Origin of the sequence: Caballeronia sp. LZ003, assembly GCF_031451465.1 — a bacterium.
In the GTDB taxonomy this organism is placed as follows: Bacteria; Pseudomonadota; Gammaproteobacteria; order Burkholderiales; family Burkholderiaceae; genus Caballeronia.
In genome coordinates, this window is record NZ_JARUXJ010000001.1 from 449,903 (window position 1) to 475,418 (window position 25,516).

Sequence of the window (25,516 nt, forward strand, 5' to 3'; positions counted from 1 at the left end):
CGGGTAGATCCCGGCGATACGGCCCGGGGGCAAACCTGTATTCGCTACTGTAACGAAAAGCGGCGCTATTCGTTGTCGGCGCCTTCGACTGGGCCCGAGTCGCTCGCCGCGCCTGCTTCGTGTGCTTCGTGCTCCGCGGTCTCGCCGTTCTTGCGCTTTGCGTTGCTGCGCCGCCGGCGCTTCTTCGGACCGCGATCTTTCGTGCCGCCTTGCGAAAGCAATGCTTCGCGATCGGCGTGATCGGCTTCGATGAAATCGGTCCACCATTGACCGATTTCGGCATCCAGTTCGCCCGACTCGCAACGCAGCAGCAAGAAATCATAACCCGCTCTGAAGCGCGGATGTTCCAGCAGCTTCAAGGCGGTGCGGCCGCGCTTTTCGAGCCGATGCTGAAGCCCCCAGATCTCGCGCATATCCGACGAAAAACGCTTGTGAATGGCGAGCTTTTCGGTCTGCATGTCGAGCACGTCGTCCATTGCGCGATGCAGCGCCGGCACCGGATAGTCGCCGGCTGCGGTGAACTGTTGCCAGCGCGTCTGCACGTCGTGCCAAAGCAGCGTGGCGAAGAGAAAGCCCGGCGACACCGGCTTGCCCGCGCGCACGCGTTGGTCGGTGCTCGTCAACGCGAGCGTGACGAACTTCTCGCCATGCGGTTGCTCCAGCACGACGTCGAGCAAAGGCAGGACGCCATGATGCAGCCCCTCCTTGCGCAGACGCGTGAGACACGCCAATGCGTGACCGGAAAGCAAGAGCTTAAGCATCTCGTCGAACAGACGCGCGGCGGGCACGTTGTCCATGAGATCGGCGAGTTCTTGAATGGGCGCGCGCGTGGCGTCGTCGATCTCGAAGCCGAGCTTGGCCGCGAAGCGCACGACGCGCAGCATCCGCACCGGGTCTTCACGATAACGCGTGGCCGGGTCGCCGATCATGCGCAACAGGCGCGCGCGGATGTCGGCCATGCCGTCGTGATAATCCAGCACGGTTTGCGTGGCCGGATCGTAGTACATCGCGTTGATGGTGAAGTCGCGGCGCGTGGCGTCTTCGTGCTGCTCGCCCCACACGTTGTCGCGCAAGACGCGGCCGCTCGCGTCGACCGCGTGCGTGCGCGTGTCGAGTTCGCTGCGCTTGTAGCGGCGTGGCGCCTCGGCGGCGGGCGCGGTTTGCGCGGACGGTGCATCCACGAGCGCGCGGAACGTGGAAGTCTCGATGATCTCCTGCCCGAACTGCACGTGCACGATCTGAAAGCGCCGCCCGATGATGCGCGCGCGCCTGAAAAGCCGTTGCACTTCGTCGGGCGTGGCGTCGGTCGCGACATCGAAGTCTTTGGGCGCGACGCCGAGCAGGAGATCGCGCACCGCGCCGCCGACGATGAACGCGCGATGCCCCGCCTGTTGCAGCCCGTCGGTCACGCGCACCGCGTTCTTCGAGATGAGCGAAGGATCGATGCCATGAACATCCGACGACAGGATGACCGGCACGCTCGGATCGCGCTTGGGCGGCGCGACGGTTTTCTTGCGCGTGCTCTTGCGAGCCGGTTTCGTTTCTGACGAAGCGCTGGCTTGAACGTCGCCATCGGTGGTATCGGCGCTTTCTTGTCCGAACAGCTTGCGGATGAGTTTTTTAATCACGTGTATCGAAGAGGTTCAGAATGCGCCAGCCTTTGGCTTGCGCATGCGCGCGCAGGGTGTCGTCGGGATTGGTTGCGACCGGGTCGGTCACGCGTTCGAGCAACGGGATGTCGTTGTGCGAATCGCTATAAAAATAGCTGTGTTTGAAGTCGGCGAGCGACTTGCCGAGCGTGCCGAGCCATTCCTCGACCCGCACGATCTTGCCTTCGCGATAACTCGGCGTGCCGGTCGGCCGGCCCGTGAGCGCCCCTTGCGGGTCGTTGTCGACGGTTTCGAATTCGCAAGCGATCAGCGTTTCGATGCCGAACGCTTCCGCGATAGGCGCGGTGATGAACGCGTTGGTCGCGGTGACGAGGCAGCAGAGATCGCCATTATCCTGATGCTCGCGCACGAGCGTGACGGCAGCCGGGACGATGCGCGGATTGATCACCTCGCGCATGTACTGCGCGTGCCAGTCGTCTAGTTGCTCGCGCGAATGCTTGGCAAGCGGCCCCAGCATGGCGTGCAAATACGCGTTGATATCGAGCACGCCCGCCTGGTATTGAGCGTAGAAGGCATCGTTTTGCCGCGCGAAGCTGTCTGCATCGACGATACCGAGCTTGACCATGAAGCGGCCCCATTCGTGGTCGCTGTCGGTGGGAATGAGCGTGTGGTCGAGATCAAAGAGGGCTAGGTTCATGGGAGCGCATTTTACTTGAAGCGGGTCGGAGCGTTGTCTGTAGCGGCGTGCGCGTGAGGCTCGCCGAACAGGTCGATGGAATCGGGCGATGCGCTTTCCGTCTCGGACCCGGCCAGGTCCCACGAAGGCTGGCCGAAGCGCGCGAGCACGGTGCGCAACAGCGGCATGGTCACGGCGCGCTTTTTTTCGAGCGAGAAGCGGTCGAGTTCGTCGAGCAGCGCCATGAGACTCGGCATGTCGCGCCGGAAATGCGTGAGCAGATAAGCGGGCACGCCTTCGGCCAGCACGATGCCGCGCTCGCGCGCCGCGTGCCGCAGCACCGACGCCTTGGCGTCATCCGCGAGCGGCAGCAGATGGAACACGAGGCCCCAGCCGAGCCGCGTGCGCAGGTCCTCGCGCACGGCGAGCTGCATTGGGGCGACGTTGCCGGTCGCGACGAGCGCGCTGGCGGGATAAGCGCGCACTTCGTTGAAGAGATTGAACAGCGCGATTTGTTGCGCGGGCGAGAGGCCGTCGCAATCGTCGACGGCGTAGAGCGTCACGCGCGGATCGAAACCGAACGCGTTCAGCGCGCTTTGCGGGCTCAGAAAGCGCGCGCGGCCGTTCGCCTCGTACACGAGCGCGTGCAGCAGATGGCTGCGGCCGCTGCCGGCTTCGCCCCAGATATAGAACGTGCGATCCGCGACGGGTCCGGCCGCGAGCGCGCCTTCGAGCTCGCGCAGGCGCGTCACCAGTTCGTGGTTGCTCGCGGCGAAGAAGTTGTCGAAGGTGGCGGGCGGTGGTGTGCCCAGGTCGAGCGTCAGTTGGCGTTGCACGTGAGAAAGGAGTCGGTTCGGGCTGTTTGGGCGGATCGGTTGTGTCTTCGTCTTGTCTTCGTCGTGTCTTGAAAACAGGCGGTTCGGGTGCGCCGATGTTCGAAACGCCGCCGCTGGCCGCCTTTCGCGCGCGGCGCCGCTGCTTTCGCCGGACCGTATTCGATCTCGAAAAGAGCGCCGGCAGGCTTCGATGCACGCGCGGGAAAACCAGCCGGACGGCTGTCATCGGGTAAAATCGCATTTTACCGACCTTCTTGCGCTCCCCCCATGAATCAACCGAAATCCGCCCCTGATGCTCCCGGTTTGTCGTATCGCGATGCGGGCGTCGACATCGACGCAGGCGACGCGCTCGTCGACCGGATCAAGCCGTTCGCCAAGAAAACCTTGCGCGAAGGCGTGCTGGGCGGCATCGGCGGATTCGGCGCGCTGTTCGAAGTGCCCAAGAAGTACAAGGAACCGGTGCTCGTGTCGGGCACGGACGGCGTCGGCACCAAGCTGCGTCTCGCGTTCGAACTGAACCGGCACGACACCGTAGGCCAGGATCTCGTCGCCATGAGCGTGAACGACATCCTCGTGCAGGGCGCGGAACCGCTCTTTTTCCTCGATTATTTCGCCTGCGGCAAGCTGGACGTGAATACGGCGTCGGACGTGGTGAAGGGCATCGCGCAGGGTTGCGAATATGCGGGCTGCGCGCTGATCGGCGGCGAGACGGCGGAAATGCCGGGCATGTACCCGGACGGCGAGTATGACCTCGCGGGCTTCGCGGTCGGCGCGGTGGAGAAGAGCAAGATTATCGACGGCAGCGCGATCAAGCCGGGCGATATCGTGCTGGGTCTGGCGTCGAGCGGTATCCATTCGAATGGGTATTCGCTGGTGCGCAAGATCATCGAGCGGGCAAATCCCGACTTGAACGCCGATTTCGACGGCCGTTCGCTCGCCGACGCGCTGATGGCGCCCACGCGCATCTACGTGAAGTCGCTGCTGTCGGCCATGCAGACCGTGACCGTGAAGGGCATGGCGCATATCACGGGCGGCGGTCTCGTCGAAAACATTCCGCGTGTGCTGCGCGAAGGGTTGACGGCTGAGCTGGATCATCGCGCTTGGCCTTTGCCGCCGCTGTTCGCATGGCTGCAGAAGCATGGCGGCGTCGCGGATGCGGAGATGCATCGCGTGTTCAACTGCGGCATCGGCATGGCGGTGATCGTCGCGGCGGATGACGCGCAGGCAGCCACGGGCTTGCTGTCGGCAGCGGGTGAACAGGTTTGGCAGATTGGTGTGGTGCGGGAAAGCTCGGAAGGGGAGGCGCAGACGGTGGTGGTTTGAATGCTTGCCGCGTTGTGATGTCGGTGTTGAAAACCCTCGCTGGTGGCGGGGGTTTTTGTTTTTCAACTACAGCAACGACATTACTCAGACGGCTGCGCGAGGACGCGTTCGAGTTCGGGCAGCGCGCTTTGCACCGTTTCCCAAACAATGTCCAGATTCGTATCGAAATAGCCGTGTGTCATGCGATTGCGCATGCCGCGTAGCTTTTTCCACGGTACGGTAGCGTTGCTTTTCGCGAAGTCGGGAAACTCGGTCTCAATTTGAACCGCGGCTTCCCCTATTACGATGAGGTTCAGAATAACTGCCTGCTGAACCATCCGATTCGCGACGAAGTCTGCCTTGCTCAGCTTCTGAACGTAGCCGCGTGCAGTTCGCGAAGCGTCCAGCAGATGGTCGATATAGTCGGTCAGGCGCAACTGGCGCTGTTTTGCATTCATACCGCGCGCGCCTCACTCAGAACAACGGATCGAAACTTCATTGGCAAGTCTTGCGGTGTCACGACGTCCACCGGCACGCCGAGCAGTTCTTCCAGTTCGACCTGAATTGCTCCAAGGTCGAAAAGCGTCGCTCCCTGTAGAGCATCAACCAAAATGTCGAGATCGCTGCCGTCGTCGTCTTCGCCGTGAAGAACCGAGCCGAATACCCGCGGATTTGCCGCATGGTTGGCCGCGATGATGCGACGAACGTCGTTGCGATGCACTTCGAGCGCTGATGAAGGTTTGGTCATGGGACGGAACGATAAGAAGCCACGCATGAATGATAACGCGGCTTTGCCTTGAGGCATGAAGCGCAAGCGAGAACCGGTTTCGCCGCTTTTCTTGACGCCACTCACCCCGCGACCGCCAACACCGTCGCCACCGCCCGCTCCGTTGCATCCCCCGCGCAACAATCCACCACCGCCCGCTCCGGTATCGAACGCAGCCATGTCAACTGCCGCTTGCACAACTGCCTCGTCGCGAAGACGCCCTTATCGCGCATTTCGTCATAGCGTGTCGCGCCGTCGAGATACTCCCATGCTTGCCGATAACCCACGCATCGCATCGACGGCATCGACAGATCGAGGTCGCCACGGGCGCGCAGCCGCTTCACTTCGTCGATGAAACCGTGCGCCAGCATCGCATCGAAGCGTGCCGCGATACGCGCATGCAGCACCGCGCGATCCGAAGGTTCGAGTGCAATCGGCACGAAGCGATACGGCGCATCGCCCGAAGACTCACGCGGCGCGGCAAGCAGCGCCGACATCGGCTGCCCGGTGAGCATGAACACTTCGAGCGCGCGTTGAATGCGCTGCGAGTCATTCGGCGCGAGACGCGCGGCGGTTTGCGGATCGATTAACGCAAGTCGCGCATGCAACGCCGGCCAGCCGTCGCGCGCGGCATCGGCATCCAGAAGAGCGCGCGTATCGGCATCGGCGGGAGGCAAGTCGTTCAAACCCTGCGTGAGCGCCTTGAAGTACAGCATCGTGCCGCCGACCAGCAACGGCACATGCCCGCGCGCGACGATCTCGCCGACGAGCCGCAGCGCATCGTCGCGAAACTGCGCGGCGGAATAGCTCTGTGAGGGATCGATGATATCGATCAGATGATGCGCGGCCAGCGCGCGTTCTTCCGCGCTCGGCTTGGCCGTGCCGATATCCATCTCGCGATAAACCAGCGCCGAATCCACGCTGATAATCTCGACCGGCCGCGCCGAGCGCGCGGCAACCGCAAGCGCCGCCGCTGTCTTTCCCGATGCCGTCGGCCCCAATAAACACGCGATGGAACGAGCCGTCATTGTCCGCGCATGAAGAGACGGTCGAGGTCGGCGAGCGTGAGTTGAAACCACGTCGGCCGGCCGTGATTGCATTGATCGGCGCGTTCGGTTGCTTCCATCTGGCGCAAAAGGCCATTCATTTCATCGAGCGTAAGGCGCCGGTTGGCGCGCACGGCGTGATGGCACGCGAGCGTTCCAAGCAACTCGTGCTGACGCTCGGTGAGCACGCGCGACCCGCCATACGCCTGCAAATCCGCCAGCACGGCGCGCGCAAGCGCTTGCAGATCGGCATCCTTGAGCAGCGCGGGAACTGCGCGAATGGCAATCGATGTCGGCGAGAGCACGGCCAGATCGAAGCCGAGCGCATCGAGCGTGGCGCGCTCTTCCTCGACGATGCCGATCTCGACCGCATCCGCCGTCATCGATACCGGAATCAGAAGCGGCTGCACGGCGATCGCACGATCCGCAAGCGCATTCTTGAACTGCTCGTAGAGAATGCGTTCGTGCGCGGCGTGCATGTCGACGATCACGAGTCCGCGCGCGTTTTGCGCAAGCACGTAGATGCCGTGAATCTGCCCGACGGCGAAGCCGAGCGGCTGGTCATCGGCGTGATCGAGCGGAGCGGGTCGCGGCGCATAAGCCGGCGCGCTTTCGCCGGCCCATGCCACCGAAGGCGACGCATCGGGCGCGGCGTTGTCCTTGCGGCCGAAGAGCGCGTCGTACAGCGCAAGCGGCTGCGCGACAGGCAAGGTGCCCTGCGTCATGCGCGACTGGCGCATCCATGACGTGCCGTTTTCGCCGCGCATCGGCGCCGTATCGCCGCTGCCCGTGGCGTAAGGCTTTGCGCTGAACGAAGCCGGTCCGGTCGGCGACAACTGCGCCGCATGCCCGCCCGACGTGGTTTCCGGCGACGCGCCCGCTTGCCGCGCAAGCGCGCGCTGCACGGCATGAAACACGTATTGGTGAATCGAGCGCGAATCGCGAAAGCGCACTTCGATCTTCGACGGATGCACGTTCACATCCACCGATTCGGGCGGCAAGTCGAGAAACAGCACATAGGCCGGATAGCGATTGCCATGCAGCACGTCTTCATAGGCCGCGCGCACCGCGTGCGTAAGCAGCTTGTCGCGCACGAAGCGGCCGTTGACGAAGAAATACTGTTGATCGGCGCGTCCGCGACTGGCGGTCGGCAGGCCCGCGCAACCGTAGACGGCGAGCGGCCCGGCGCGTTCATCGAGCGGCAGATGCGCGGTTTCGAACACCTCGCCGAGAATCTTCGCGACGCGCGTCCGCGGATCGCTCGCGTTCCAATGCTCGACGGCCTTGCCGTTGTGCATCACCGAAATGGCGACGTCCGGGCGCGCGAGCGCCATGCGCCGGATCACATCGAGGCAATGCCCGAGTTCGGTCTGTTCGCTCTTGAGGAACTTGCGCCGCGCGGGCGTGTTGAAGTACAGCTCGCGCACTTCCATGGTGGTGCCGACCGTGCCGGCTGCCGGGGAAATGGCGCCCGTTTGCGCGTCGATGCGCGTCGCGTGCGGACAACTCTCGGTGCGGCTCGTGATGAACAACTCCGCGACGGAAGCGATCGAGGCAATTGCCTCGCCGCGAAAGCCGAGCGTGGCGACGGCTTCCAGGTCCGCGAGCGAGCGGATTTTGCTGGTCGCGTGGCGTAAAAGCGCGAGCGGAAGTTCGTTGGGCGGAATGCCGCTGCCGTCATCGGCAATGACGATTCGCTTCACGCCGCCTTCATCGAGCGTGATGCGCAGGGTGCGCGCGCCTGCATCGAGCGCGTTTTCCAGCAGTTCCTTCACGACCGATGCCGGCCGTTCCACCACCTCGCCCGCCGCGATCTGGCTGATGAGCTGGTCGGGAAGCGGCGCGATGGCGCGCGAACCGCGCGCGGCGTCTGCGGTCAATGTGTAGGCGGAGGGATCGTTGAGTTCGGCCATCCCGAATTATAGCGATTCGCATCCGAGCGTCCCGATGCGCGATTTTGGCGGCAAAAGGGCGTCGAGACGGCGTCTGGATGAGCGCTTCCTAATTGAAGGCGCGTTTGCGTTCGGTATCATGGCGCGACCTTCCACGGTTCTTGACGGCGGGCAGATTCCTGTCGCGCCGGGCCATTTTTTTCGAGGAAAGCTTTTGGACACGCTGCTGCAATTTCTAGGGATGATCCTTCACATCGACAAGTCGCTCGGTGTCTTTATCCAGCACTACGGCGCTTGGGTTTATGCGGTGTTGTTCCTCATCGTGTTCTGCGAAACCGGGCTCGTCGTATTCCCGTTCCTGCCGGGCGATTCGCTGTTGTTCATCGGCGGCGCGTTTGCCGCGTCCCACGCGATGGACTTGAGCGCGCTCATTGTGCTGCTGCTCGTGGCGGCTGTTTTGGGGAACACGGTGAATTACTGGATCGGGCGCGCTATCGGCCCGAAGGTGTTCGACACCAACATTCCCGTGCTGGAGCGCTTTCTCGACCGCGCGGCGCTGCAGAAGACCCACAACTTTTATGAGCATCACGGCGGCAAGACTATCGTGATCGCGCGCTTCGTGCCGGTGGTACGGACCTTCGCGCCGTTCGTGGCGGGCGCTTCGTCGATGAATCACACGCGCTTTCAGTTCTTCAATATTCTGGGCGCGCTGGTTTGGGTCCTGTTGCTCGTGCTACTCGGCTACTTCTTCGGCAACATTCCGTTCATTCGGCAGTATTTGAACGTGATCGTGCTGGTGGGAATCGGCGCGGCAGTGGTGCCGATCGCGCTGGGTGCGCTTTGGAAGCTGACGCGGCGGCGCTCGAAGGCGTAAGCCGTAACGGCAATTGCTGCTTTGGGGCACTGAAATCGAGCGAGACGCGTGTCACTGCGCGCCTCGCTCGATGCGTTTTATCCGCGGCGAATCAGGCGGATAAGGAACAGCAGCACGACTGCGCCGATCACGGCCGTCACGAGCGAGCCGAAGATGCCGCCGCCGAACGAGATACCGAGCGTGCCGAACAGCCAGCCGCCGATCAGACCGCCGACCACGCCGACGATAATGTCGACGATCACGCCGAAGCCGCTGCCGTTCATGATGAGACCGGCGAGCCAGCCCGCGACGCCGCCGATGATCAGCCAGAGGATGATTCCGTGTTGCAAGAAATTCATGAGAAAAAACTCCGAGAGATTGGATGATTGCAGGACTGCAGGAAGCTCCTGCTTTCGAGCGCGGTGAATTTAGCCCAAAGAACGGCCACGCGGACCGGCCTGAGTGTCAAGTTTTGTCGATGCCACGGCTCGCGCCAGACACGGCAAGCGCGTCGAAGATAGTGTGTAATTTGATCAAAATTTAGAATGCCGAAACGCCCGGTGCACCGAATGGCCACGTGTGTCGTTTATGTCACGACGGCGGAATTGTTTCGGTAATGTTTTATGCTGGCGGATGTTGATCGTTTCACGTATTGCAACAGGAGCGGCGCGACGCATTGCTGTAATCGGCGCTGTGGGCTTTGAACACGCTGCAAGAGACTAGAACAAGAGAATGAGAACGTTGGTGTCGATGCAAATGGAAGGTTTCAAGCTATTCAGCCGCGCGGGCATCGCGGGGGCAGCGGTCGCGGCAATGCTCGCCGGATGTTCCTCCACACCGCGCACGCCCGCGCCTATCGTCGAGAGTTCGGCGTCGAGCGCGCCGCCTGTCGTTCAGACGACGTCGCCCGCCGTCATTCCCGCGCCGGTCGTGCCGCTCAACGCGCCGCCAGCGGAGCCGGGCTTCTATCGCGTGAAGCCCGGCGACACGCTTTACGGCATCGCGCGAAACTACAAGCAGAAGCCCGACGACCTCGCCAAATGGAACACGCTGCCCGAAAGCAAGCAGGTGAATATCGGACAGTTGTTGCGCGTGGTGCCGCCGGGCGCAGCCGTGGCATCCGCGAGCACGGCGCAAAAGAAAGACATGCCGCCGCTCATTCCCACACCGCAGAAGTCATCGAGCGACAAGACCGAAAAGTCCGTCGTGCAAAAGCCCGCGCCCGAAGCCAGCGAAGAACATGTGAGCGCGGCCAGGGGCACGTTCGTGTGGCCCGCGAAGGGCGAGGTCGTGCGCAAGTTCGGCGCGAGCGGCAACAAGGGAATCGATATCTCCGGCAAGGTCGGGCAGCCCGTGAAGGCGGCAGCCGGCGGCAAGGTCGTGTATGCGGGCAGCGGCTTGCGCTCGTATGGGCGCATGATCATCGTGCGGCATGGCAACGATTTTCTGACCGCCTACGCCTATAACGACAAGCTGCTCGTGCACGAAGGCGATACGGTCAAGCAAGGTGCGACCATCGCCGACATGGGCACGGGACCGAGCGGCTCTCCGGAGCTGCATTTCGAAGTACGCAAGTCGGGCGCGGCGGTTGACCCGTTGCCCCTGCTTGGCGCAGGTGGTTGAAGAATGAAGGTTGAAAAATGAAGGTCGAAGGAGAGTGATGGTGAAGAAAGTCATGGGCGCGGCATGTGTCGCGCTGTCAATGCTTGCTGGCTGCGATCAGCAGCAAAGCGAGGATGGGTTGAACAAGCTCAAGGCAATTTTCAATGCCGTGAAGCCCGACAATCTGCTGCTGAAGGATTTGCAGCCTGGCGTCACGACCGAGGCGCAGATTCGCAGTCAGATGGGCGACCCGGAAATCGAACGGACTTTCACCGACGGGTCCAAGCGGCTCGAATATCCGCGCGGCCCGGCGGGAACGAACACCTATTTCGTCGATCTCGACGCCGACGGACTCTTCGTGTCGGTGACGCAGGTTCTGACCGCGGCGAATATCGCGAAGGTAAGGCCCGGCATGACGCAAGATGAAGTGCGCCGGTTGCTTGGCAAGCCGACCACCGTCGCGGAGTATCGACTGAAGCAGGAACGCGTGTGGAGTTGGCACTGGCTCGAAGATGGCGTGAATCGCGACGCCATGTTCAACGCGCATTTCGACCCGAACGGCATCGTGGTGACGACTTCGCGCTCGGAGGCGGAGGGCGGCGGACGTCATTGAGAGGTTGCAGAGGCAATGAACAATCAGAATAACGACAAGAGACGAAACGCCTTGATGAATGACGCCGCGCGCTATCGCGACCGTTATCTGCAAGACGCGAACGATGCGACGCTCACGCTCTGGGCTTGCGACCGTGGCCATCACTGGGACGACGCGGTAGATGCGGCTCAGAATATTCGTTGCATGAACTGCGCGTCGCACCGGCGCGAGGTCGAGATGCAGCGCTTGCATGGCATCGCGCAGATGCGCGGCGGTGCGCTGTTATCGCCGGGCCGTGCCGACATCAAGGCGCCGCCTTCCTGGCGATGCGCGTGGGGACACGTCTGGGATGCGGATATCGAATCCGCGCAGCGTTCATGGTGTGCGGAGTGCGGCCGGACGGTGTTTTCGAAGTACCGCTGAGTCGCGCAAAAAAGAAAAGCCGGCGAGTGCCGGCTTTTGAGCTTCTTTGTCGGAGCGATGGCGTGGTTCGCCTGCTACTCGCCGGGCTGTTGGCAAAACCGTGCGCTCTTTATTCGTTACCTGCCTGGCGCGCCTGTGCCTTTACCCACAACTCGGTCGAATGCCGCCCATCTTTTTTGTGGTCCGTTTGCGCTTGAATCGACTTCCCCCGTGCGCAGACACAGTATCGAGGCAACGGTTTTGTATGAGTGTTCGTTCTCGAACACACGCAAGCAAGATACGTGGCGGATAAACCCTTAACCGTCCAATCGGCTTTTCGACTAAGCCAGTTCTTCGTGTTTGGCCTCGTGACGCAGGTTCGCCGCGACGAGCGATTGCGTGACCATGCGTGCTTCGGCTTGCGCGATGTGTTCGAGCGTCGCGTCTTCGAGCTGGTCGGCATAGATGGCGAGTGCATCGCACAGGTTGGCGTGCGCCGCGTCGTCGAGCGTCCACTCGCCCGTGCCGGTGTGCCGCTCGTCCAGTTCGACGAGCGCTTCGTAGGCTGCGGTGATGTCGTCGGCGTGATCCGTCACGTGACCGAGCTGGCCGAGTTCTTCCGCGATCAGCAGATGCCGGCACAGCGCCATGAAGAGCGGCTTCGAGCCGTGTCCGCGCCGGAGGGCGTCGAGTGCGGCATAGGCTTGAAGCAGCATGGCGTTGGTCATCGGTTCGCGGGCGGCGCGGCTATAGGTCAGCGCGCGCAACAGCGGCGACATGGCAGGACGGCCGGACTTCATATTCGTCGATTTTTTCTTCACGGAATTCTCCGGAACAGGTTCTTGCTCGCGCACCCGAACCGGTGGGCCGGGACGCTTCGTGCAATGAGCATGGAAACATCATCGCACTCGATAATTAGTGTTGTCTTAAGACGCGTCAGGCTTTGCAAAGGCGCGCCGTTCTCAAGCCGGGCTCAGCGATTCACCCGCCACGCGCACTCGCTCGCCGACCGCGACGCCGGGCGCGCTGTCGTAATTGAAGCTGCGCACGCTGCCATCGTTCATGCGGACTTGCACCTGATACGTCGTCGTCTTGTGGACGACATGTTCGATCTGATTGCCCGCGAGCCCGCCGCCAAGTGCGCCGATGATCGTCGCCGCCGTGCGTCCGCGACCGTTACCGATCTGCGTCCCCGCCAAACCGCCCACGACCGCGCCGCCTATTGCACCGAGACCCGTGGTGGGTTGCGCGGTCTGCACCGCGTTCACCGCCATGACCTGGCCGGCATACGGATCGTACGCCGGTTGGGCTTCGACCGCTGCGGGCGCCGCGGCCGCCACGCTATGTGCCGTCGTCGACGCCGGTTTCAAGTGATGCCCGCGAACCGCACGCGGCAATCGATCCGCGTCGCTTCCAGTCAAAGCCGGCGCGCTTGCGGGCGACGCCTTGGCGACTTGCGCGTCTACCAGCGGCGAAGCCGTCACGGCCGTCGCGGTGGCTTTCGATGACGGCAGAAGGCCGGTCATCGCGGCCACGCCTGTGCCGCAAGCGAGGATCACCGAGACGGCGGCCGCCGCCATGAGCGGATGAATACGCGAGGGCTTTTGATCGAACTGGGGTACGGCGTTCATGGCAGCGTCTCCGTTGAGTGCTTGCAAGGCATTGATGCCTGCCTGCTATAACGCCGCGTTTGCTGCCCGGTGGACGCGTTCGGTGTGACATTTGTAAGCAAACATCTCCGCTTGATTCGAACGAGGAGGCGTTTGAAGCGTCGCGTCACTTTGGCGCGCAAGTCACGCGTGTTGAGTCATGGCGACGAGCGCGTAACCAACGAGATGCGGAAAGGCGCCGGTCATGCATGAAGACAAAAAAACGCTGGCATGCCGGGAAGCGCGCCGAAAGCAAAAAGCCGCTGATCCTTGCGGAACAGCGGCTTCTTTTGATGCTGGTGGCGAATCAGGGATTCGAACCCCGGACCTGCGGATTATGATTCCGTCGCTCTAACCGACTGAGCTAATTCGCCGAAAGAAGCGAGATTATGGCGATAGGTGAAACCGCTGTCAACCCCTGCCGCTCGTTTTATTCAAGCGGCAGGAAAGCGGCAGCAAAGCGCCATCGTCATCAATCTTCGTCGTAGACATTCGTTTTGCGCGTGTCCTTGACGAACAACATGCCGATCACGAACGTCGCCAGCGCAATCACAATCGGATACCACAAGCCCGAATAGATATCGCCTCTCGCGGCGACGATAGCGAAGGCCGTCGCAGGAAGAAATCCACCGAACCAGCCATTGCCGATGTGATACGGCAGCGACATCGACGTGTAGCGAATCCGCGCCGGGAACATCTCAACCAGCATTGCCGCGATCGGGCCGTAGACCATCGTCACGAAGATCACGAGGATGGTCAAAACGACGATCGCCATTGGCCAGTTGATGAGCGCCGGATCGGCCTTCGCCGGGTAGCCCGCGCTCTTCAACGTGCCGGCGAGCGTCTTGTCGAAGGCCGCGCCTTGCGCCTTCGCGTCGGCCGCCTTGCCGTCGTAGGTGTTCACCACCGTTTCGCCCACCTTGATCTGCGCGAGCGTGCCCGCCGGTGCCGCGACGTTCTCGTAGTTGAGACCGGCCTTGGACAGCGCGCTCTTCGCGATATCGCACGACGACGTGAACTTCGACGTGCCCACCGGATTGAACTGGAACGAGCACTCGTCCGGGTTGGAGATCACGACAATCGGCGACTTCTGCGTGGCGGCTTCGAGCGTCGGGTTGGTGTAGTGCGCGAGCGCCTTGAAGAGCGGGAAGAAGCTCAACGCGGCGATCAGGCAGCCCGCCATGATGATCGGCTTGCGGCCGATCCGGTCCGAAAGCGACCCGAAGAACACGAAGAACGGCGTGCCGATCAAAAGCGCCACCGCGACCATGATATTCGCGCTGGTGCCATCGACCTTGAGGGTTTGCGTGAGGAAGAAGAGCGAGTAGAACTGCCCCGTGTACCACACGACCGCCTGACCCGCCGTCAAACCGAACAGCGCCAGCAACACGATCTTCAGGTTCTTCCATTCGCCGAACGCTTCGGTCAGCGGCGCCTTCGAAGTCTTGCCTTCGGACTTGATGCGCTCGAACACCGGCGATTCATGCAGCTTCATGCGAATCCACACCGACACCGCGAGCAGCAGGATCGACACGAGGAACGGAATACGCCAGCCCCAGGCACCGAACTGTTCTTCGCCAACCATCGTGCGTACCGCCAGAATCACGATTAGCGAGATGAAAAGGCCAAGCGTCGCCGTGGTCTGGATCCACGCGGTCCATGCGCCGCGCTTGTTGGCCGGTGCGTGCTCCGCGACGTAGGTCGCCGCGCCGCCGTACTCGCCGCCGAGCGCGAGGCCCTGCAGCAAGCGCATCGCGATGAAGATGACCGGCGCCGCAATGCCTATGGTCGCGTAGCCGGGCAGGAAGCCGATCAGAAACGTCGACAAACCCATGATGACGATGGTCACGAGAAACGTGTATTTGCGCCCGACCATATCGCCGAGCCGCCCGAACACGATCGCGCCGAACGGACGCACCGCGAAACCCGCCGCGAAGCCGAGCAGCGTGAAGATGAAGCCAGCGGTCGGATTGACGCCCGAGAAGAACGTCTTGCTGATGTAGATGGCAAGCGAGCCCGCCAGATAAAAGTCGTACCACTCGAACACCGTGCCGAGCGACGAAGCGAAGATGACCTTCCTTTCCTCGCTCGTCATCGGTGCGTGGGAAATGCGCCCCTCAACCGTAGCCATGAATCGTCTCCTGATTTGAATTCGCGTACGTGTCGGAAACGCCCGAGGCGCTCCGGTGCAACGATTATTGGAACGAAAACTTACGGCGTTCTGACTCGCCCGGATGCGGGTCGAATCGGCGCATAAAGTACATCTTCGGCTAACCATCTTCTATTTTCTTTTTATCTCGCTCATTCTTGCGTCAATGCGCGTTTTATGTTGTTTGTCGAGGTGTTGGGCGCTGGGCGGGCTCAGGGTTTGTCCCGCATAGGAAAAACCCGCTGTAAGCTCACGCGAACCAGCGTGCCAGCCAGTCGCGGCGCTTCCTGATACACATGATCTTCGATGACGAGCGTGCCGCCGTGCATCGCCGTGATCTCCTTGACGATGGCGAGACCGAGGCCGCTGCCGTCGCCCTCGCGTCCGAGAATGCGATAGAAACGCTCGAGCACGCGCTCGCGATCGGCGCTCGGAATGCCAAGTCCGGTGTCTTCCACTTCGAGATGAACGTGATCGAGATCGTGCTCGCCGGTCCGCACGCGCACGGTCACGCGTCCGTTCGGAGGCGTGTAGCGGATGGCGTTATCGATCAGATTCGACAGCAGTTCACGCAGCATCACCGCGTTGCCCTCGACCTCGACGGGATACGCGGGCTCCTCGTAACCGATATCGATACCCTTCGCGAGCGCCGCCTGCACCCAGTCGCGCACGGCGAGCCGCGCGAGATCGGTCAGTTCGACGTGCGAGAAAATCTGCCCCGTCGCGCGATTTTCCGCGCGCGCCAACGCGAGCAATTGCGTGACGAGCCGTGCCGCGTGCTCGGAACTCATGGCGATCTGTTCGAGCGAGCGCTGCACTTCCGTCGATACCTCTTGGCGCAACGCAAACTCCGCCTGCATGCGCAGGCCGGCGAGCGGCGTTTTCATCTGATGCGCGGCGTCGGCGATAAAGCGCTTCTGAAACTCCATGTTCTGTTCGAGCCGCACGAGCAAATCGTTGAACGACGCCACGAGCGGCGCGATCTCGGGCGGCGCGCGGGCCGCTTCGAGCGGCGAGAGGTCGTCCGGACGCCGCGCGCGAATGTTCGACTGCAGCGCGTGCAGCGGCGCGAGCCCGCGCGAGAGGCCGAACCACGCGAGCACGATGGCGAGCGGCAGGATCACGAACTGCGGCAGGATCACGCCTTTGATGATGTCGTTGGCGAGCTGGCTGCGTTTGTCCAGCGTCTCGGCGACCTGCACGAGCACCGGCTGCGTCTCGGCTGGATCGCGTCCCGGAGCGAGACCGGGCACATCGACCGTCGTATAGGCGACGCGAATGTCGTTGCCGCGCAGGGCGTCGTCGCGAAATTCGACGATGCCCGGCTGCGGACGATCGTCGTCATGCGGCAAGGGCATGTCACGGTCGCCGCCGACCAGTTCGCCGCGCGTGCCGAGCACTTGAAAGAACACGCTGTCGACGTTGTCGGCGCGCAGGAAATCGCGCGTGACATCGGGTAGACGCAGTTCGGCGACGCCGTTCACCGGCTGGATCTGGCGCGCGAGCATGTAGACGTCGGCTTCGAGCGCGCGGTCGAACGGACCGTTCGCAATCGACTTCGCGACCAGATACGTCACCGCGATGCTCATCGGCCAGAGCAGCAGAAGCGGCGCAAGCATCCAGTCGAGAATCTCGCCGAAGAGCGAGCGCGGATGCGTTTCGTTGTCGGGTTCGAGTTCGTCGGGAGGCGCGAACGGGTTGGCGTAGCGCGCGTCGCGCTTGGCGTCGGTGTCGCTTTCGGTGGCGGCGTGGTCGTGTCCGTGCCCGGCTTCGCTTGGTTCGGTGGAAACGGGCGACGCCATGCGCGGCTACTTGTATTGAGGGCTGGCGGGCAGGGAATCGCTCGCCGCGGGTTGGGCAACGGCGCCGTTGTCGACGATGGCGACGGCTTTTTCCAGTGTGTAGCCGAGCCCGCGCACCGTGATGATGCGCGCGCCGCTCGCTTCGATTTTTTTGCGCAAGCGGTGCACGTACACCTCGATTGCGTTGTTGCTTACTTCTTCACCCCACTCGCACAGATGATTCACGAGCTGTTCCTTCGACACGAGCCGCCCGATGCGCTGGAGCAGCACTTCGAGCACGCCGAGTTCGCGCGCGGACAGGTCTACGACTTGCTCGCCGATATGCGCGACGCGTCCGACCTGGTCGAACGCCAGCGAACCATGCTTCACGACAGTCGGACCGCCACCCGCGCCGCGTCGCGTCAACGCTCGAACGCGCGCTTCGAGCTCGTTGAGCGCGAAGGGTTTGGCCATATAGTCATCGGCGCCGAGGTCGAGTCCCTTCACGCGTTCGTCGACACTGTCGGCCGCCGTCAGGATCAAAACCGGCATCTGCGAATTGCGTGCTCGCAGGCGGCGCAGCACCTCCAGACCGGGCATGAGCGGCAGGCCGAGATCGAGAATCAGGAGGTCGAAAGTTTGCAGCGAAAGGGCGGTATCTGCCTCGACGCCATGCTTCACATGGTCGACGGCGTATCCCGATTGGCGGAGTGATCGAATGAGAACGTCCGCGAGTATGCTGTCGTCTTCGGCAATGAGGATTCGCATCGTGTTGTGCGCCTTCGTGCGCGGCAAAGCGCAGTCATTGCCGACACCGCATTTCGCCCGGCGCGGCGGTCTCCAGGTGTTTTGCGGTTTTTGCGCGGTGCGCGCGGCGTGGAAAAAAGACTGCGTCGCGCGATCGGGCTTGCAAAAACTACTGTTTTTTTATACAGTGTCTGCGGGAGTGCTACAGACGGGCTCGAGTTCGTTTCGAGCTTGCCGGCACCCGCCTCAGACGCCGTTCATCATAGCAAAGGACGATTCATGGAAGAAAGCAAGAAAGGCCCGGCTGGCATGACTGCGGAGAAGGGCAAGGCATTGGCCGCCGCGCTCGCGCAGATCGAAAAGCAATTCGGCAAAGGGTCGATCATGCGGCTCGGCGCAGGCGAGGTGGTGGAAGACATTCAGGTGGTCTCGACAGGGTCGCTCGGTCTGGATATCGCGCTCGGCGTCGGCGGCTTGCCGCGCGGCCGTGTCGTGGAAATCTACGGTCCTGAGTCGTCGGGCAAGACCACACTCACGCTGCAGGTGATCGCCGAGATGCAAAAGGTCGGCGGCACGGCGGCGTTTATCGACGCGGAACACGCGCTCGACGTGCAATACGCGCAGAAGCTCGGCGTGAATGCGCAGGAACTGCTGATCTCGCAGCCGGACACGGGCGAGCAGGCACTGGAAATCGCGGATGCGCTGGTGCGCTCCGGCTCCATCGACATGATCGTCATCGACTCCGTCGCGGCGCTCGTGCCGAAGGCGGAAATCGAAGGCGAAATGGGCGACTCGCTGCCTGGTTTGCAAGCGCGCCTGATGTCGCAAGCGCTGCGCAAGCTGACCGGCACCATCAAGCGTACGAACTGCCTCGTCATCTTCATCAACCAGATCCGCATGAAGATCGGCGTGATGTTCGGCAACCCGGAAACCACCACGGGCGGCAACGCGCTGAAGTTCTATTCGTCGGTGCGCCTGGACATTCGCCGTATTGGTTCCATCAAGAAGAACGACGAAGTCATCGGCAACGAGACGCGCGTGAAGGTCGTGAAGAACAAGGTCTCGCCGCCGTTCCGCGAAGCCATTTTCGACATCCTTTATGGCGAAGGCATTTCGCGTCAGGGCGAGATCATCGACCTGGGCGTGCAGGCCAAGTTGGTCGACAAGGCGGGCGCCTGGTACAGCTATAACGGCGAGCGTATTGGTCAGGGCAAGGACAACGCGCGCGAATTCCTGCGCGAGAACCCGGACATCGCCCGCGAGATCGAGAACAAGATCCGCGAATCGCTCGGCGTGGCGGCAATGGCTGACGCCGTGGCGCCGGGCGCCACGGTGGCGGACGAGTGAGTTGTCGCTTAATCGTCACGTAGTCGTCGTCTCGTCCTTTAGATACTCACTTGGTCACTGACGATGTTGAAGCGCCGGTTCGGATCGAAGGCTGGCAGAACGGACGGAAGGTTCGGGCGGTCTGCTGGTTCTGATGATCCGAACGGCGCGAGTGATCCTCAGTCGCGTGACACCCGGTCGCGCGATTCGACGAAGGCGTTGCGTGGTGGCTGGCGGCGAGAGTTGCCGGTGAATGCGCGTGATGCTGCTGAGTTGGACGCAAGTGCGGCCGATGTTGATGCTGCTGCTGTCCGGGAAAGTCAGACATCGTCGTCCGAAGATCGCCGGGCGCGTCTGGAGCAAGCCCGCGCGTTGCTGATGCAGGCAGCGTCCATTCGTGAGGGCAACGCACCGTCGAGGAACGCAACCTCCAAGCCGGCAGTGGAAACGCCGACTCTGGCGACCAACCGTGCGCAGAACGCGTCACCCTTGGTAAGCCGGATTGCCAATCCAAACCAATCATCTGCAATCGACGCCTTCGAAGACGCCGATCCTTTCGAGCCCTTCGAGCAGTGCACGCCGGATGCAGGCGTCAACACAGCATCCGAATCGGTCTACAGCCGTTCAAGTCAACGCGCTCGCAAAACTTCCGCTGCCGAAGTCAAAGATTCCAAGCGTCCGCAACGTTCGCTTAAAGGACGCGCGCTTGCTTACCTGTCTCGTCGGGAATATAGCCGCGCGGAGTTATCGCGCAAGTTGCGTCCCTACGTCGAAGAAGCCGATTCGCTCGAAACACTGCTCGATAGCCTCGAACGTGACGGCTGGCTCTCGAACGAGCGCTTTGTCGAAAGCGTCGTGCATCGAAGAGCGGCGCGCATGGGCGGCAGCCGGATCATCCACGAATTGAAGCGTCATGCAGTGGGCGAGACACTCATCGGCGAAACCGCCGACAAACTCGCGCAGACCGAAACCGCGCGAGCGCAGTCCGTATGGGAGAGGAAGTACGGCGTCGTACCAGAAACGCCCGCGGAGCGTGCGAAGCAAGCGCGCTTTCTCGCGGCGCGCGGCTTCTCCATGAGCACGATCAGCAAGGTGTTGAAGGGAAGCGACGAAGACTGGACCGACGAAGTCATCGACGATTGATGGCGAACGCCGTCTAGTTTAGTGCGGGCGCATTCGAGCGCCATGTGATTGCCCGAGCGCCATGTGCATCTATTCGTGCTTTCACGTGCTGGACTCATGGCGAAGCCGCATTCCATCACGACGTGGTTCAAAACCATTCACACGCGAAGCGTTAGGTTAATTATTCCATGCTCCACGCGCTTGCCTCATCGTGCTGGCGGATTCGACCGCTGAGTAATTTCAGGTTTCGCGCGCATGCAAAGAGTTCGGGCTCATGTTTCCACATCCGCGCGTTGGGTTTCTAGTCCACCAAAGTAAGAAGTGATTTCAAACGACCGCGTGCAAGCAAGCTCCGAAGCAGGAAGAAAATCCCGGACTGCGCCAAAGCGTTAATAATCGCGTGCTTCTCGAGCTTTCCCCGCGCACGTTTGTGGTGCCTGAGTCATCCCCGGCTTGAAATACCCAATATGCTAAAATTCCACGGTTTTCCCGTTCCGGCTTTGGTCCAGCATGCCTCTTTCCCCGCCCGTTTCCCGACAATTGCGCCATCGTCGCGCGATTCGGATTGAAGCGTTCGAGCGAGATGACGGCCTATGGGACATCGAAGCCGTTCTAACCGACGAGAAGACGCGCGACTTTCAACTCGTGACGGGCGTGCGGCCCTACGGTCAGCCAATCCATGAACTCTGGCTACGCATTACCATCGACCGCGAACTCACTATCGTCGACGCAGAAGCGTCCTCGGAGTGGGCGCCTTATGCTGGTCTCTGCGCCGAGTCCAATCCCGCCTATCGCTCGCTCATCGGGCTCAATCTCCTTAAGAATTTTCGCCGCGAAGTCAATCAGCGTATTGGCGGCGCGGCTGCTTGCACGCATCTCACCGAGTTGTGCGCCGTCCTGCCGACCGTCGCCATCCAGGGATTCGCGGGTCAGGTCTGGAATACCGAATCGGGTAATCCGTTCGATTCGAAGGACGCAAAGGCAGCATCGGACACACCGCCGTTTCAACTCGGGCGCTGTCACGCATTGCGCTTCGACGGCCCCGCGGTCGAGGAGTACTATCCGCGCTGGTTCGAGCGCGCAGGCACAAACGACACCAAGCCGCGCGATACCTAGCGCGCACGCGGCGATCAGCATTCAAACAAGAATCGATGAAATCAGCGGTTCAGCAAATCGAAGTTCACTCCAACTCTCAGACTGAAGGAATCACGCATGAAGATTCACGAGTACCAGGGTAAGGAAATCCTGCGGAAATTCGGCGTCGCGGTCCCGCGCGGCAAACCCGTGTTCTCGGTGGATGATGCGGTCAAGGCCGCGGAAGAGCTGGGCGGCCCGGTATGGGTCGTCAAGGCGCAGATTCACGCTGGCGGCCGTGGTAAGGGCGGCGGCGTGAAGGTCGCGAAGTCGATCGATCAGGTCCGCGAATACGCGAACCAGATCCTCGGCATGCAGCTCGTCACGCACCAGACCGGTTCCGAGGGCCAGAAGGTGAACCGTCTTCTGATCGAAGAAGGCGCGGACATCAAGAAGGAACTTTACGTCGGCCTCGTGCTCGACCGCGTATCGCAGAAGGTCGTCGTGATGGCGTCGAGCGAAGGCGGCATGGACATCGAGGAAGTCGCGGAAAAGACGCCCGAGTTGCTGCACAAGCTGCCAGTCGATCCCGCCACGGGTTTGAAGGACGCCGAAGCGGACGACCTCGCGCGCAAGATCGGCATTCCCGATGCATCGTTGCCGCAAGCACGCACCATTCTGCAAGGTCTCTACAAGGCGTTCTACGAGACGGATGCATCGCTCGCGGAAATCAACCCGCTGATCCTGACCGGCGACGGCAAGGTCATTGCGCTCGACGCCAAATTCAACTTCGACGCGAACGCGCTCTTCCGTCACCCGGAAATCGTCGCGTATCGCGATCTCGACGAAGAAGATCCGGCTGAAGTCGAAGCGTCGAAGTTTGACCTCGCGTACATCTCGCTCGACGGCAACATCGGCTGTCTCGTGAACGGCGCGGGTCTGGCCATGGCCACGATGGACACCATCAAGCTGTTCGGCGGCGAGCCGGCCAACTTCCTGGACGTCGGCGGCGGCGCCACGACCGAGAAGGTAACCGAAGCCTTCAAGCTGATGCTCAAGAATCCGAACCTGAAGGCGATCCTCGTCAACATCTTCGGCGGCATCATGCGCTGCGACGTGATCGCGGAAGGCGTGATGGTCGCGTCGAAGGCCGTGGACCTGAAGGTGCCGCTCGTCGTGCGCATGAAGGGCACGAACGAAGACCTCGGCAAGAAGATGCTCGCGGACTCCGGTCTGCCGATCATCTCCGCCGACAGCATGGAAGAAGCCGCGCAGAAGGTCGTCGCGGCGGCCGAAGGCAAGTAAGCGCGCCCGCTTCCTAGTCTGACAAGAGCGTTCCACCAGACACGAATGGCGGCGCGGGCTTTCCATATGAGAAAGCGTCGCGACGCCAAACGAACAGAGGTCACTACATGTCGATTCTGATCAACAAAGACACGAAGGTCATCACGCAGGGCATCACCGGCAAGACCGGTCAGTTCCATACGCGCGCCTGCCGCGAATACGCGAACGGCCGCGAAGCGTACGTTGCGGGCGTGAACCCGAAGAAGGCCGGCGAAGATTTCGAAGGCATCCCCATTTACGCGAGCGTGAAGGAAGCGAAGGCCGAAACGGGCGCAACCGTATCGGTGATCTACGTTCCGCCGGCGGGCGCTGCCGCCGCGATCTGGGAAGCCGTCGAGGCCGATCTCGATCTCGCCATCTGCATCACGGAAGGCATTCCGGTTCGCGACATGCTGGAAATCAAGGACCGCATGCGCCGCGAAAATCGCAAGACGCTGCTGCTCGGACCGAACTGCCCCGGCACGATCACGCCGGACGAACTGAAGATCGGCATCATGCCGGGTCACATCCACCGCAAGGGTCGCATCGGCGTGGTATCGCGCTCGGGCACGCTGACGTATGAAGCAGTGGGTCAGTTGACGGCGCTGGGTCTTGGCCAGTCGTCGGCGGTCGGTATTGGCGGCGATCCGATCAACGGTCTCAAGCACATCGACGTGATGAAGATGTTCAACGACGATCCGGAAACGGACGCCGTCATCATGATCGGCGAGATCGGCGGTCCGGACGAAGCGAACGCCGCTTACTGGATCAAGGACAACATGAAGAAGCCGGTGGTTGGCTTCATCGCGGGCGTCACGGCGCCTCCGGGCAAGCGCATGGGTCACGCAGGCGCGCTGATCTCGGGCGGCGCGGACACGGCCGATGCCAAGCTCGAAATCATGGACGCGTGCGGCATCAAGGTCACGAAGAACCCGTCGGAAATGGGTCGTCTGTTGAAGTCGGTGATCTAAGCGGGTTTATCGGCAGAACGGCCTGGGGTTTGGTACTCTTACCGAATCCTTTCGTAACCGCCGAATAGAAAGCGAGGGAGCGTTGGCTTCCTCGCTTTTTTTATTACTACATGCTCGATTTTTTTGCGACGCTCCATTGGGGCGCGGTGCTTCAGATCATTGTCATCGACATTCTGCTCGGTGGCGACAACGCGGTCGTGATCGCGCTCGCCTGTCGCGGTTTGCCCGACGGCCAGCGCACGCGTGGCATCTTGCTTGGCACGCTCGGCGCCATCGTGCTGCGCGTCGTGCTGATCGCGTTCGCGGTGTTTCTGCTCGATATCCCGTTCCTCAAGTTCGTCGGCGGCATCCTGCTGCTGTGGATCGGCGTGAAGCTGATGCAGCCCGACCACGACGCGCACGAGATCAACGCATCGGACAAGCTCTGGACAGCGGTCAAGACCATCGTCATCGCGGACGCCGTGATGAGCCTCGACAACGTCATCGCCATTGCGGGCGCGGCGGAGGCGGCGGACCCGCGGCATCGCTTCACGCTCGTCGTCTTCGGGCTGGTGGTGAGCATTCCGCTCATCGTGTGGGGCAGCACGCTGGTGCTGAAGCTGCTCGATCGCTTTCCGGTCATCGTACTTTTTGGCGCGGCGTTGCTCGGGTGGATCGCGGGCGGCTTGATCATCGACGATCCCTTCATCGATCGATGGCCCGAGCTGAACACCGAGCTCGTCGGGTATATCGCGCGAGCGGTGGGCGCGATTTTCGTGGTCGCGGCGGGCGTGCTGATCAAGCGGCGCGCGCTCGCCAGTGCAAAACGGGCGCCGGGGTGAGGCTGTTCTATGCAGTGCGGTGACTGAGGCGCACTCCGCCCAATCGCGTCGACCGGGAACGCGCTCACGCTAAGGCCTTTACCGAAAGACGCTCACCCCAGGCCCCCACGTTAGCCATTCGGCCGACTGTCACCGCTAAAGCTCCCTGAATAAGATCGAAGCGTCTGGATTGCATCATGCATCCGGGCGCTTTTTGTCCTTTTGGGAGTACCGATGACAACGATCACCTGCAACACGAATTCGCCGCGTGCCTGGCGCGCGATGCACGGCTGGCTGCGCTCTGCCGGCGACGCGGCGACGCGAGGTTTCACCCTGATCGAACTGATGATCGTGTTGGCGATCGTCGGCGTGGTGGCCGCGTATGCGATTCCCGCGTATCAGGATTATCTGGCGCGCAGCCGGGTGGGCGAGGGCTTGTCGCTCGCGGCATCGGCGCGGCTTGCCGTGGCCGAGAACGCGGCGAGCGCGGCCGATCTCGCAAGCGGATATGCCTCGCCGCCAGGCACGCGCAACGTCGACTCGATCCATATCGACAGCGACAACGGCCAGATCACGATTGCCTATTCGACGCGCGTCGCGCCAGCAGGATCGAACACGCTCGTGCTCGTGCCATCCACGCCCGACAACGCCGAGACTCCGACGGCCCGCGTGTCGCTTGCGCGCGGATCGGTGCAGGCAGGCACCTTGACGTGGGAATGCTTCGCGGGCGGCAAGGCGGCGTCGTCGTTGCCGGCGCCGGGCGCGGGACCGTCGCCCGCGGAGGCACCGAGCTTGCCCGCCAATCTCGCGCCGGCGGAATGCCGTGGCTGACGTGCATCGCTGACGACGGGCAGACGAGCGGTGCGTTGGCATCGCTCGTCTGCCATCGGCAAGAAGCGGTCAGGTGCGGGGATTTTTTGTTGGAAACGCGGGGATTTCGTCGCAAATCGGGCTGTGTACCGGACATGGGCAGCAAAGTTTTGTATAGTGCGCCGGT

General features: G+C 62.2%; 25 protein-coding genes and 1 tRNA gene. 12 read left to right on the forward strand and 14 right to left on the reverse strand.

Features of this window, described 5'->3' with window-relative positions; translation table 11 throughout:
- Nucleotides 1-65: 65 nt before the first annotated feature.
- Genes pcnB through hda form a run of 3 tightly spaced genes read right to left on the reverse strand, consistent with a single transcriptional unit; the run spans nt 66 to nt 3,122 of the window.
- Nucleotides 66-1,628 (reverse strand): polynucleotide adenylyltransferase PcnB, encoded by a 1,563-nt coding sequence (gene pcnB / locus QCE79_RS02110; protein ID WP_250463173.1) that lies wholly within the window; start codon nt 1,626-1,628, stop codon nt 66-68.
- Complete coding sequence (locus QCE79_RS02115) at nt 1,621-2,307, reverse strand: HAD family phosphatase (RefSeq protein ID WP_244827082.1); 687 nt, start codon at nt 2,305-2,307, stop codon at nt 1,621-1,623. Before QCE79_RS02115 ends, pcnB begins: the two co-directional genes overlap by 8 nt.
- Before the next feature lie 11 nt (nt 2,308-2,318).
- Nucleotides 2,319-3,122 carry a DnaA regulatory inactivator Hda gene (gene hda, locus QCE79_RS02120; protein ID WP_244827083.1) on the reverse strand — a complete coding sequence of 268 codons (804 nt, stop codon included), beginning with the start codon at nt 3,120-3,122 and terminating at the stop codon, nt 2,319-2,321.
- A gap of 267 nt (nt 3,123-3,389) precedes the next feature.
- On the opposite strand from hda, the gene purM reads away from it, so the two are divergent.
- Entirely contained in the window at nt 3,390-4,445 is a 1,056-nt protein-coding gene (gene purM, locus QCE79_RS02125; protein WP_309841464.1) for a phosphoribosylformylglycinamidine cyclo-ligase, read from the forward strand.
- 80 nt (nt 4,446-4,525) lie between these two features.
- On the opposite strand, the gene QCE79_RS02130 is transcribed toward purM, so the two are convergent.
- From QCE79_RS02130 to mutL, 4 genes are all read right to left on the reverse strand, one after another.
- Nucleotides 4,526-4,861, reverse strand: coding sequence for a DUF86 domain-containing protein (locus QCE79_RS02130; protein ID WP_404988880.1), 336 nt, complete (start codon nt 4,859-4,861; stop codon nt 4,526-4,528).
- 17 nt (nt 4,862-4,878) lie between these two features.
- A complete protein-coding gene (locus tag QCE79_RS02135) occupies nt 4,879-5,172 on the reverse strand; it encodes a nucleotidyltransferase family protein (protein WP_250463250.1) in 294 nt (97 codons plus the stop codon).
- Nucleotides 5,173-5,273: 101 nt separating this feature from the next.
- On the reverse strand, nt 5,274-6,218 hold the full coding sequence (gene miaA, locus QCE79_RS02140; protein WP_309841471.1) for a tRNA (adenosine(37)-N6)-dimethylallyltransferase MiaA: 945 nt from the start codon (nt 6,216-6,218) through the stop codon (nt 5,274-5,276).
- On the reverse strand, nt 6,215-8,149 hold the full coding sequence (mutL, locus tag QCE79_RS02145; RefSeq protein WP_309841473.1) for a DNA mismatch repair endonuclease MutL: 1,935 nt from the start codon (nt 8,147-8,149) through the stop codon (nt 6,215-6,217). The genes miaA and mutL overlap by 4 nt, the downstream gene beginning before the upstream one ends.
- A 193-nt stretch (nt 8,150-8,342) precedes the next feature.
- Between mutL and QCE79_RS02150 the strand changes: the two genes are divergently transcribed.
- The gene (locus QCE79_RS02150; RefSeq protein WP_244827087.1) at nt 8,343-9,002 is read left to right on the forward strand and encodes a VTT domain-containing protein; all 660 of its coding nucleotides are present in this window, start codon (nt 8,343-8,345) and stop codon (nt 9,000-9,002) included.
- Nucleotides 9,003-9,079: 77 nt separating this feature from the next.
- Here the strand turns inward: QCE79_RS02150 and QCE79_RS02155 are convergent, their stop codons facing one another.
- Nucleotides 9,080-9,331, reverse strand: a complete 252-nt coding sequence (locus QCE79_RS02155; RefSeq protein ID WP_244827961.1) for a GlsB/YeaQ/YmgE family stress response membrane protein — start codon at nt 9,329-9,331, stop codon at nt 9,080-9,082.
- A gap of 382 nt (nt 9,332-9,713) precedes the next feature.
- Between QCE79_RS02155 and QCE79_RS02160 the strand changes: the two genes are divergently transcribed.
- Genes QCE79_RS02160 through QCE79_RS02170 form a run of 3 tightly spaced genes read left to right on the forward strand, consistent with a single transcriptional unit; the run spans nt 9,714 to nt 11,598 of the window.
- On the forward strand, nt 9,714-10,604 hold the full coding sequence (locus QCE79_RS02160; protein ID WP_309841476.1) for a peptidoglycan DD-metalloendopeptidase family protein: 891 nt from the start codon (nt 9,714-9,716) through the stop codon (nt 10,602-10,604).
- Nucleotides 10,605-10,641: 37 nt separating this feature from the next.
- Complete coding sequence (gene bamE, locus QCE79_RS02165) at nt 10,642-11,196, forward strand: outer membrane protein assembly factor BamE (protein WP_309841478.1); 555 nt, start codon at nt 10,642-10,644, stop codon at nt 11,194-11,196.
- 15 nt (nt 11,197-11,211) lie between these two features.
- Entirely contained in the window at nt 11,212-11,598 is a 387-nt protein-coding gene (locus QCE79_RS02170) for a hypothetical protein (protein ID WP_309841481.1), read from the forward strand.
- A 320-nt stretch (nt 11,599-11,918) separates the two neighbouring features.
- Here QCE79_RS02170 and QCE79_RS02175 read toward each other — a convergent pair whose 3' ends face one another.
- From QCE79_RS02175 to QCE79_RS02200, 6 genes are all read right to left on the reverse strand, one after another.
- Nucleotides 11,919-12,398 carry a hypothetical protein gene (locus QCE79_RS02175; RefSeq protein ID WP_309841483.1) on the reverse strand — a complete coding sequence of 160 codons (480 nt, stop codon included), beginning with the start codon at nt 12,396-12,398 and terminating at the stop codon, nt 11,919-11,921.
- Nucleotides 12,399-12,539: 141 nt separating this feature from the next.
- Nucleotides 12,540-13,208: a glycine zipper 2TM domain-containing protein gene (locus QCE79_RS02180; RefSeq protein ID WP_250525419.1), complete on the reverse strand. Its 669-nt coding sequence runs from the start codon at nt 13,206-13,208 to the stop codon at nt 12,540-12,542.
- Nucleotides 13,209-13,523: 315 nt separating this feature from the next.
- Nucleotides 13,524-13,600 (reverse strand) — tRNA-Met (locus tag QCE79_RS02185).
- Between the two features lie 98 nt (nt 13,601-13,698).
- Nucleotides 13,699-15,357, reverse strand: a complete 1,659-nt coding sequence (locus tag QCE79_RS02190) for an MFS transporter (RefSeq protein WP_244827131.1) — start codon at nt 15,355-15,357, stop codon at nt 13,699-13,701.
- Nucleotides 15,358-15,587: 230 nt separating this feature from the next.
- Nucleotides 15,588-17,177: a sensor histidine kinase N-terminal domain-containing protein gene (locus QCE79_RS02195; RefSeq protein ID WP_309841488.1), complete on the reverse strand. Its 1,590-nt coding sequence runs from the start codon at nt 17,175-17,177 to the stop codon at nt 15,588-15,590.
- A gap of 6 nt (nt 17,178-17,183) precedes the next feature.
- Complete coding sequence (locus QCE79_RS02200; RefSeq protein ID WP_309841491.1) at nt 17,184-17,924, reverse strand: response regulator transcription factor; 741 nt, start codon at nt 17,922-17,924, stop codon at nt 17,184-17,186.
- Nucleotides 17,925-18,182: 258 nt separating this feature from the next.
- Between QCE79_RS02200 and recA the strand changes: the two genes are divergently transcribed.
- From recA to QCE79_RS02235, 7 genes are all read left to right on the forward strand, one after another.
- Nucleotides 18,183-19,250, forward strand: coding sequence for a recombinase RecA (recA, locus tag QCE79_RS02205; protein ID WP_284502972.1), 1,068 nt, complete (start codon nt 18,183-18,185; stop codon nt 19,248-19,250).
- Between the two features lie 420 nt (nt 19,251-19,670).
- Nucleotides 19,671-20,372, forward strand: coding sequence for a recombination regulator RecX (gene recX / locus QCE79_RS02210; protein WP_404988886.1), 702 nt, complete (start codon nt 19,671-19,673; stop codon nt 20,370-20,372).
- Nucleotides 20,373-20,861: 489 nt separating this feature from the next.
- Complete coding sequence (locus QCE79_RS02215; RefSeq protein WP_250463302.1) at nt 20,862-21,467, forward strand: DUF2889 domain-containing protein; 606 nt, start codon at nt 20,862-20,864, stop codon at nt 21,465-21,467.
- Nucleotides 21,468-21,548: 81 nt separating this feature from the next.
- Entirely contained in the window at nt 21,549-22,730 is a 1,182-nt protein-coding gene (gene sucC, locus QCE79_RS02220) for an ADP-forming succinate--CoA ligase subunit beta (protein ID WP_309845133.1), read from the forward strand.
- Between the two features lie 107 nt (nt 22,731-22,837).
- Nucleotides 22,838-23,719, forward strand: coding sequence for a succinate--CoA ligase subunit alpha (gene sucD / locus QCE79_RS02225; RefSeq protein WP_159835338.1), 882 nt, complete (start codon nt 22,838-22,840; stop codon nt 23,717-23,719).
- 110 nt (nt 23,720-23,829) lie between these two features.
- A complete protein-coding gene (locus QCE79_RS02230) occupies nt 23,830-24,540 on the forward strand; it encodes a TerC family protein (protein WP_309841502.1) in 711 nt (236 codons plus the stop codon).
- A 261-nt stretch (nt 24,541-24,801) separates the two neighbouring features.
- The gene (locus tag QCE79_RS02235) at nt 24,802-25,350 is read left to right on the forward strand and encodes a pilin (RefSeq protein WP_244827965.1); all 549 of its coding nucleotides are present in this window, start codon (nt 24,802-24,804) and stop codon (nt 25,348-25,350) included.
- Nucleotides 25,351-25,516: the final 166 nt, after the last annotated feature.

Coding starts and splice junctions, on each gene's coding strand:
- QCE79_RS02115 (WP_244827082.1), bottom strand. CDS start 2,307: ATGAACCTAGCCCTCTTTGATCTCGACCACACGCTCATTCCCACCGAC.
- purM (WP_309841464.1), top strand. CDS start 3,390: ATGAATCAACCGAAATCCGCCCCTGATGCTCCCGGTTTGTCGTATCGC.
- QCE79_RS02135 (WP_250463250.1), bottom strand. CDS start 5,172: ATGACCAAACCTTCATCAGCGCTCGAAGTGCATCGCAACGACGTTCGT.
- miaA (WP_309841471.1), bottom strand. CDS start 6,218: ATGACGGCTCGTTCCATCGCGTGTTTATTGGGGCCGACGGCATCGGGA.
- mutL (WP_309841473.1), bottom strand. CDS start 8,149: ATGGCCGAACTCAACGATCCCTCCGCCTACACATTGACCGCAGACGCC.
- QCE79_RS02160 (WP_309841476.1), top strand. CDS start 9,714: ATGAGAACGTTGGTGTCGATGCAAATGGAAGGTTTCAAGCTATTCAGC.
- bamE (WP_309841478.1), top strand. CDS start 10,642: ATGGTGAAGAAAGTCATGGGCGCGGCATGTGTCGCGCTGTCAATGCTT.
- QCE79_RS02170 (WP_309841481.1), top strand. CDS start 11,212: ATGAACAATCAGAATAACGACAAGAGACGAAACGCCTTGATGAATGAC.
- QCE79_RS02180 (WP_250525419.1), bottom strand. CDS start 13,208: ATGAACGCCGTACCCCAGTTCGATCAAAAGCCCTCGCGTATTCATCCG.
- QCE79_RS02190 (WP_244827131.1), bottom strand. CDS start 15,357: ATGGCTACGGTTGAGGGGCGCATTTCCCACGCACCGATGACGAGCGAG.
- QCE79_RS02195 (WP_309841488.1), bottom strand. CDS start 17,177: ATGGCGTCGCCCGTTTCCACCGAACCAAGCGAAGCCGGGCACGGACAC.
- QCE79_RS02200 (WP_309841491.1), bottom strand. CDS start 17,924: ATGCGAATCCTCATTGCCGAAGACGACAGCATACTCGCGGACGTTCTC.
- recA (WP_284502972.1), top strand. CDS start 18,183: ATGGAAGAAAGCAAGAAAGGCCCGGCTGGCATGACTGCGGAGAAGGGC.
- QCE79_RS02215 (WP_250463302.1), top strand. CDS start 20,862: ATGCCTCTTTCCCCGCCCGTTTCCCGACAATTGCGCCATCGTCGCGCG.
- sucD (WP_159835338.1), top strand. CDS start 22,838: ATGTCGATTCTGATCAACAAAGACACGAAGGTCATCACGCAGGGCATC.
- QCE79_RS02230 (WP_309841502.1), top strand. CDS start 23,830: ATGCTCGATTTTTTTGCGACGCTCCATTGGGGCGCGGTGCTTCAGATC.
- QCE79_RS02235 (WP_244827965.1), top strand. CDS start 24,802: ATGCACGGCTGGCTGCGCTCTGCCGGCGACGCGGCGACGCGAGGTTTC.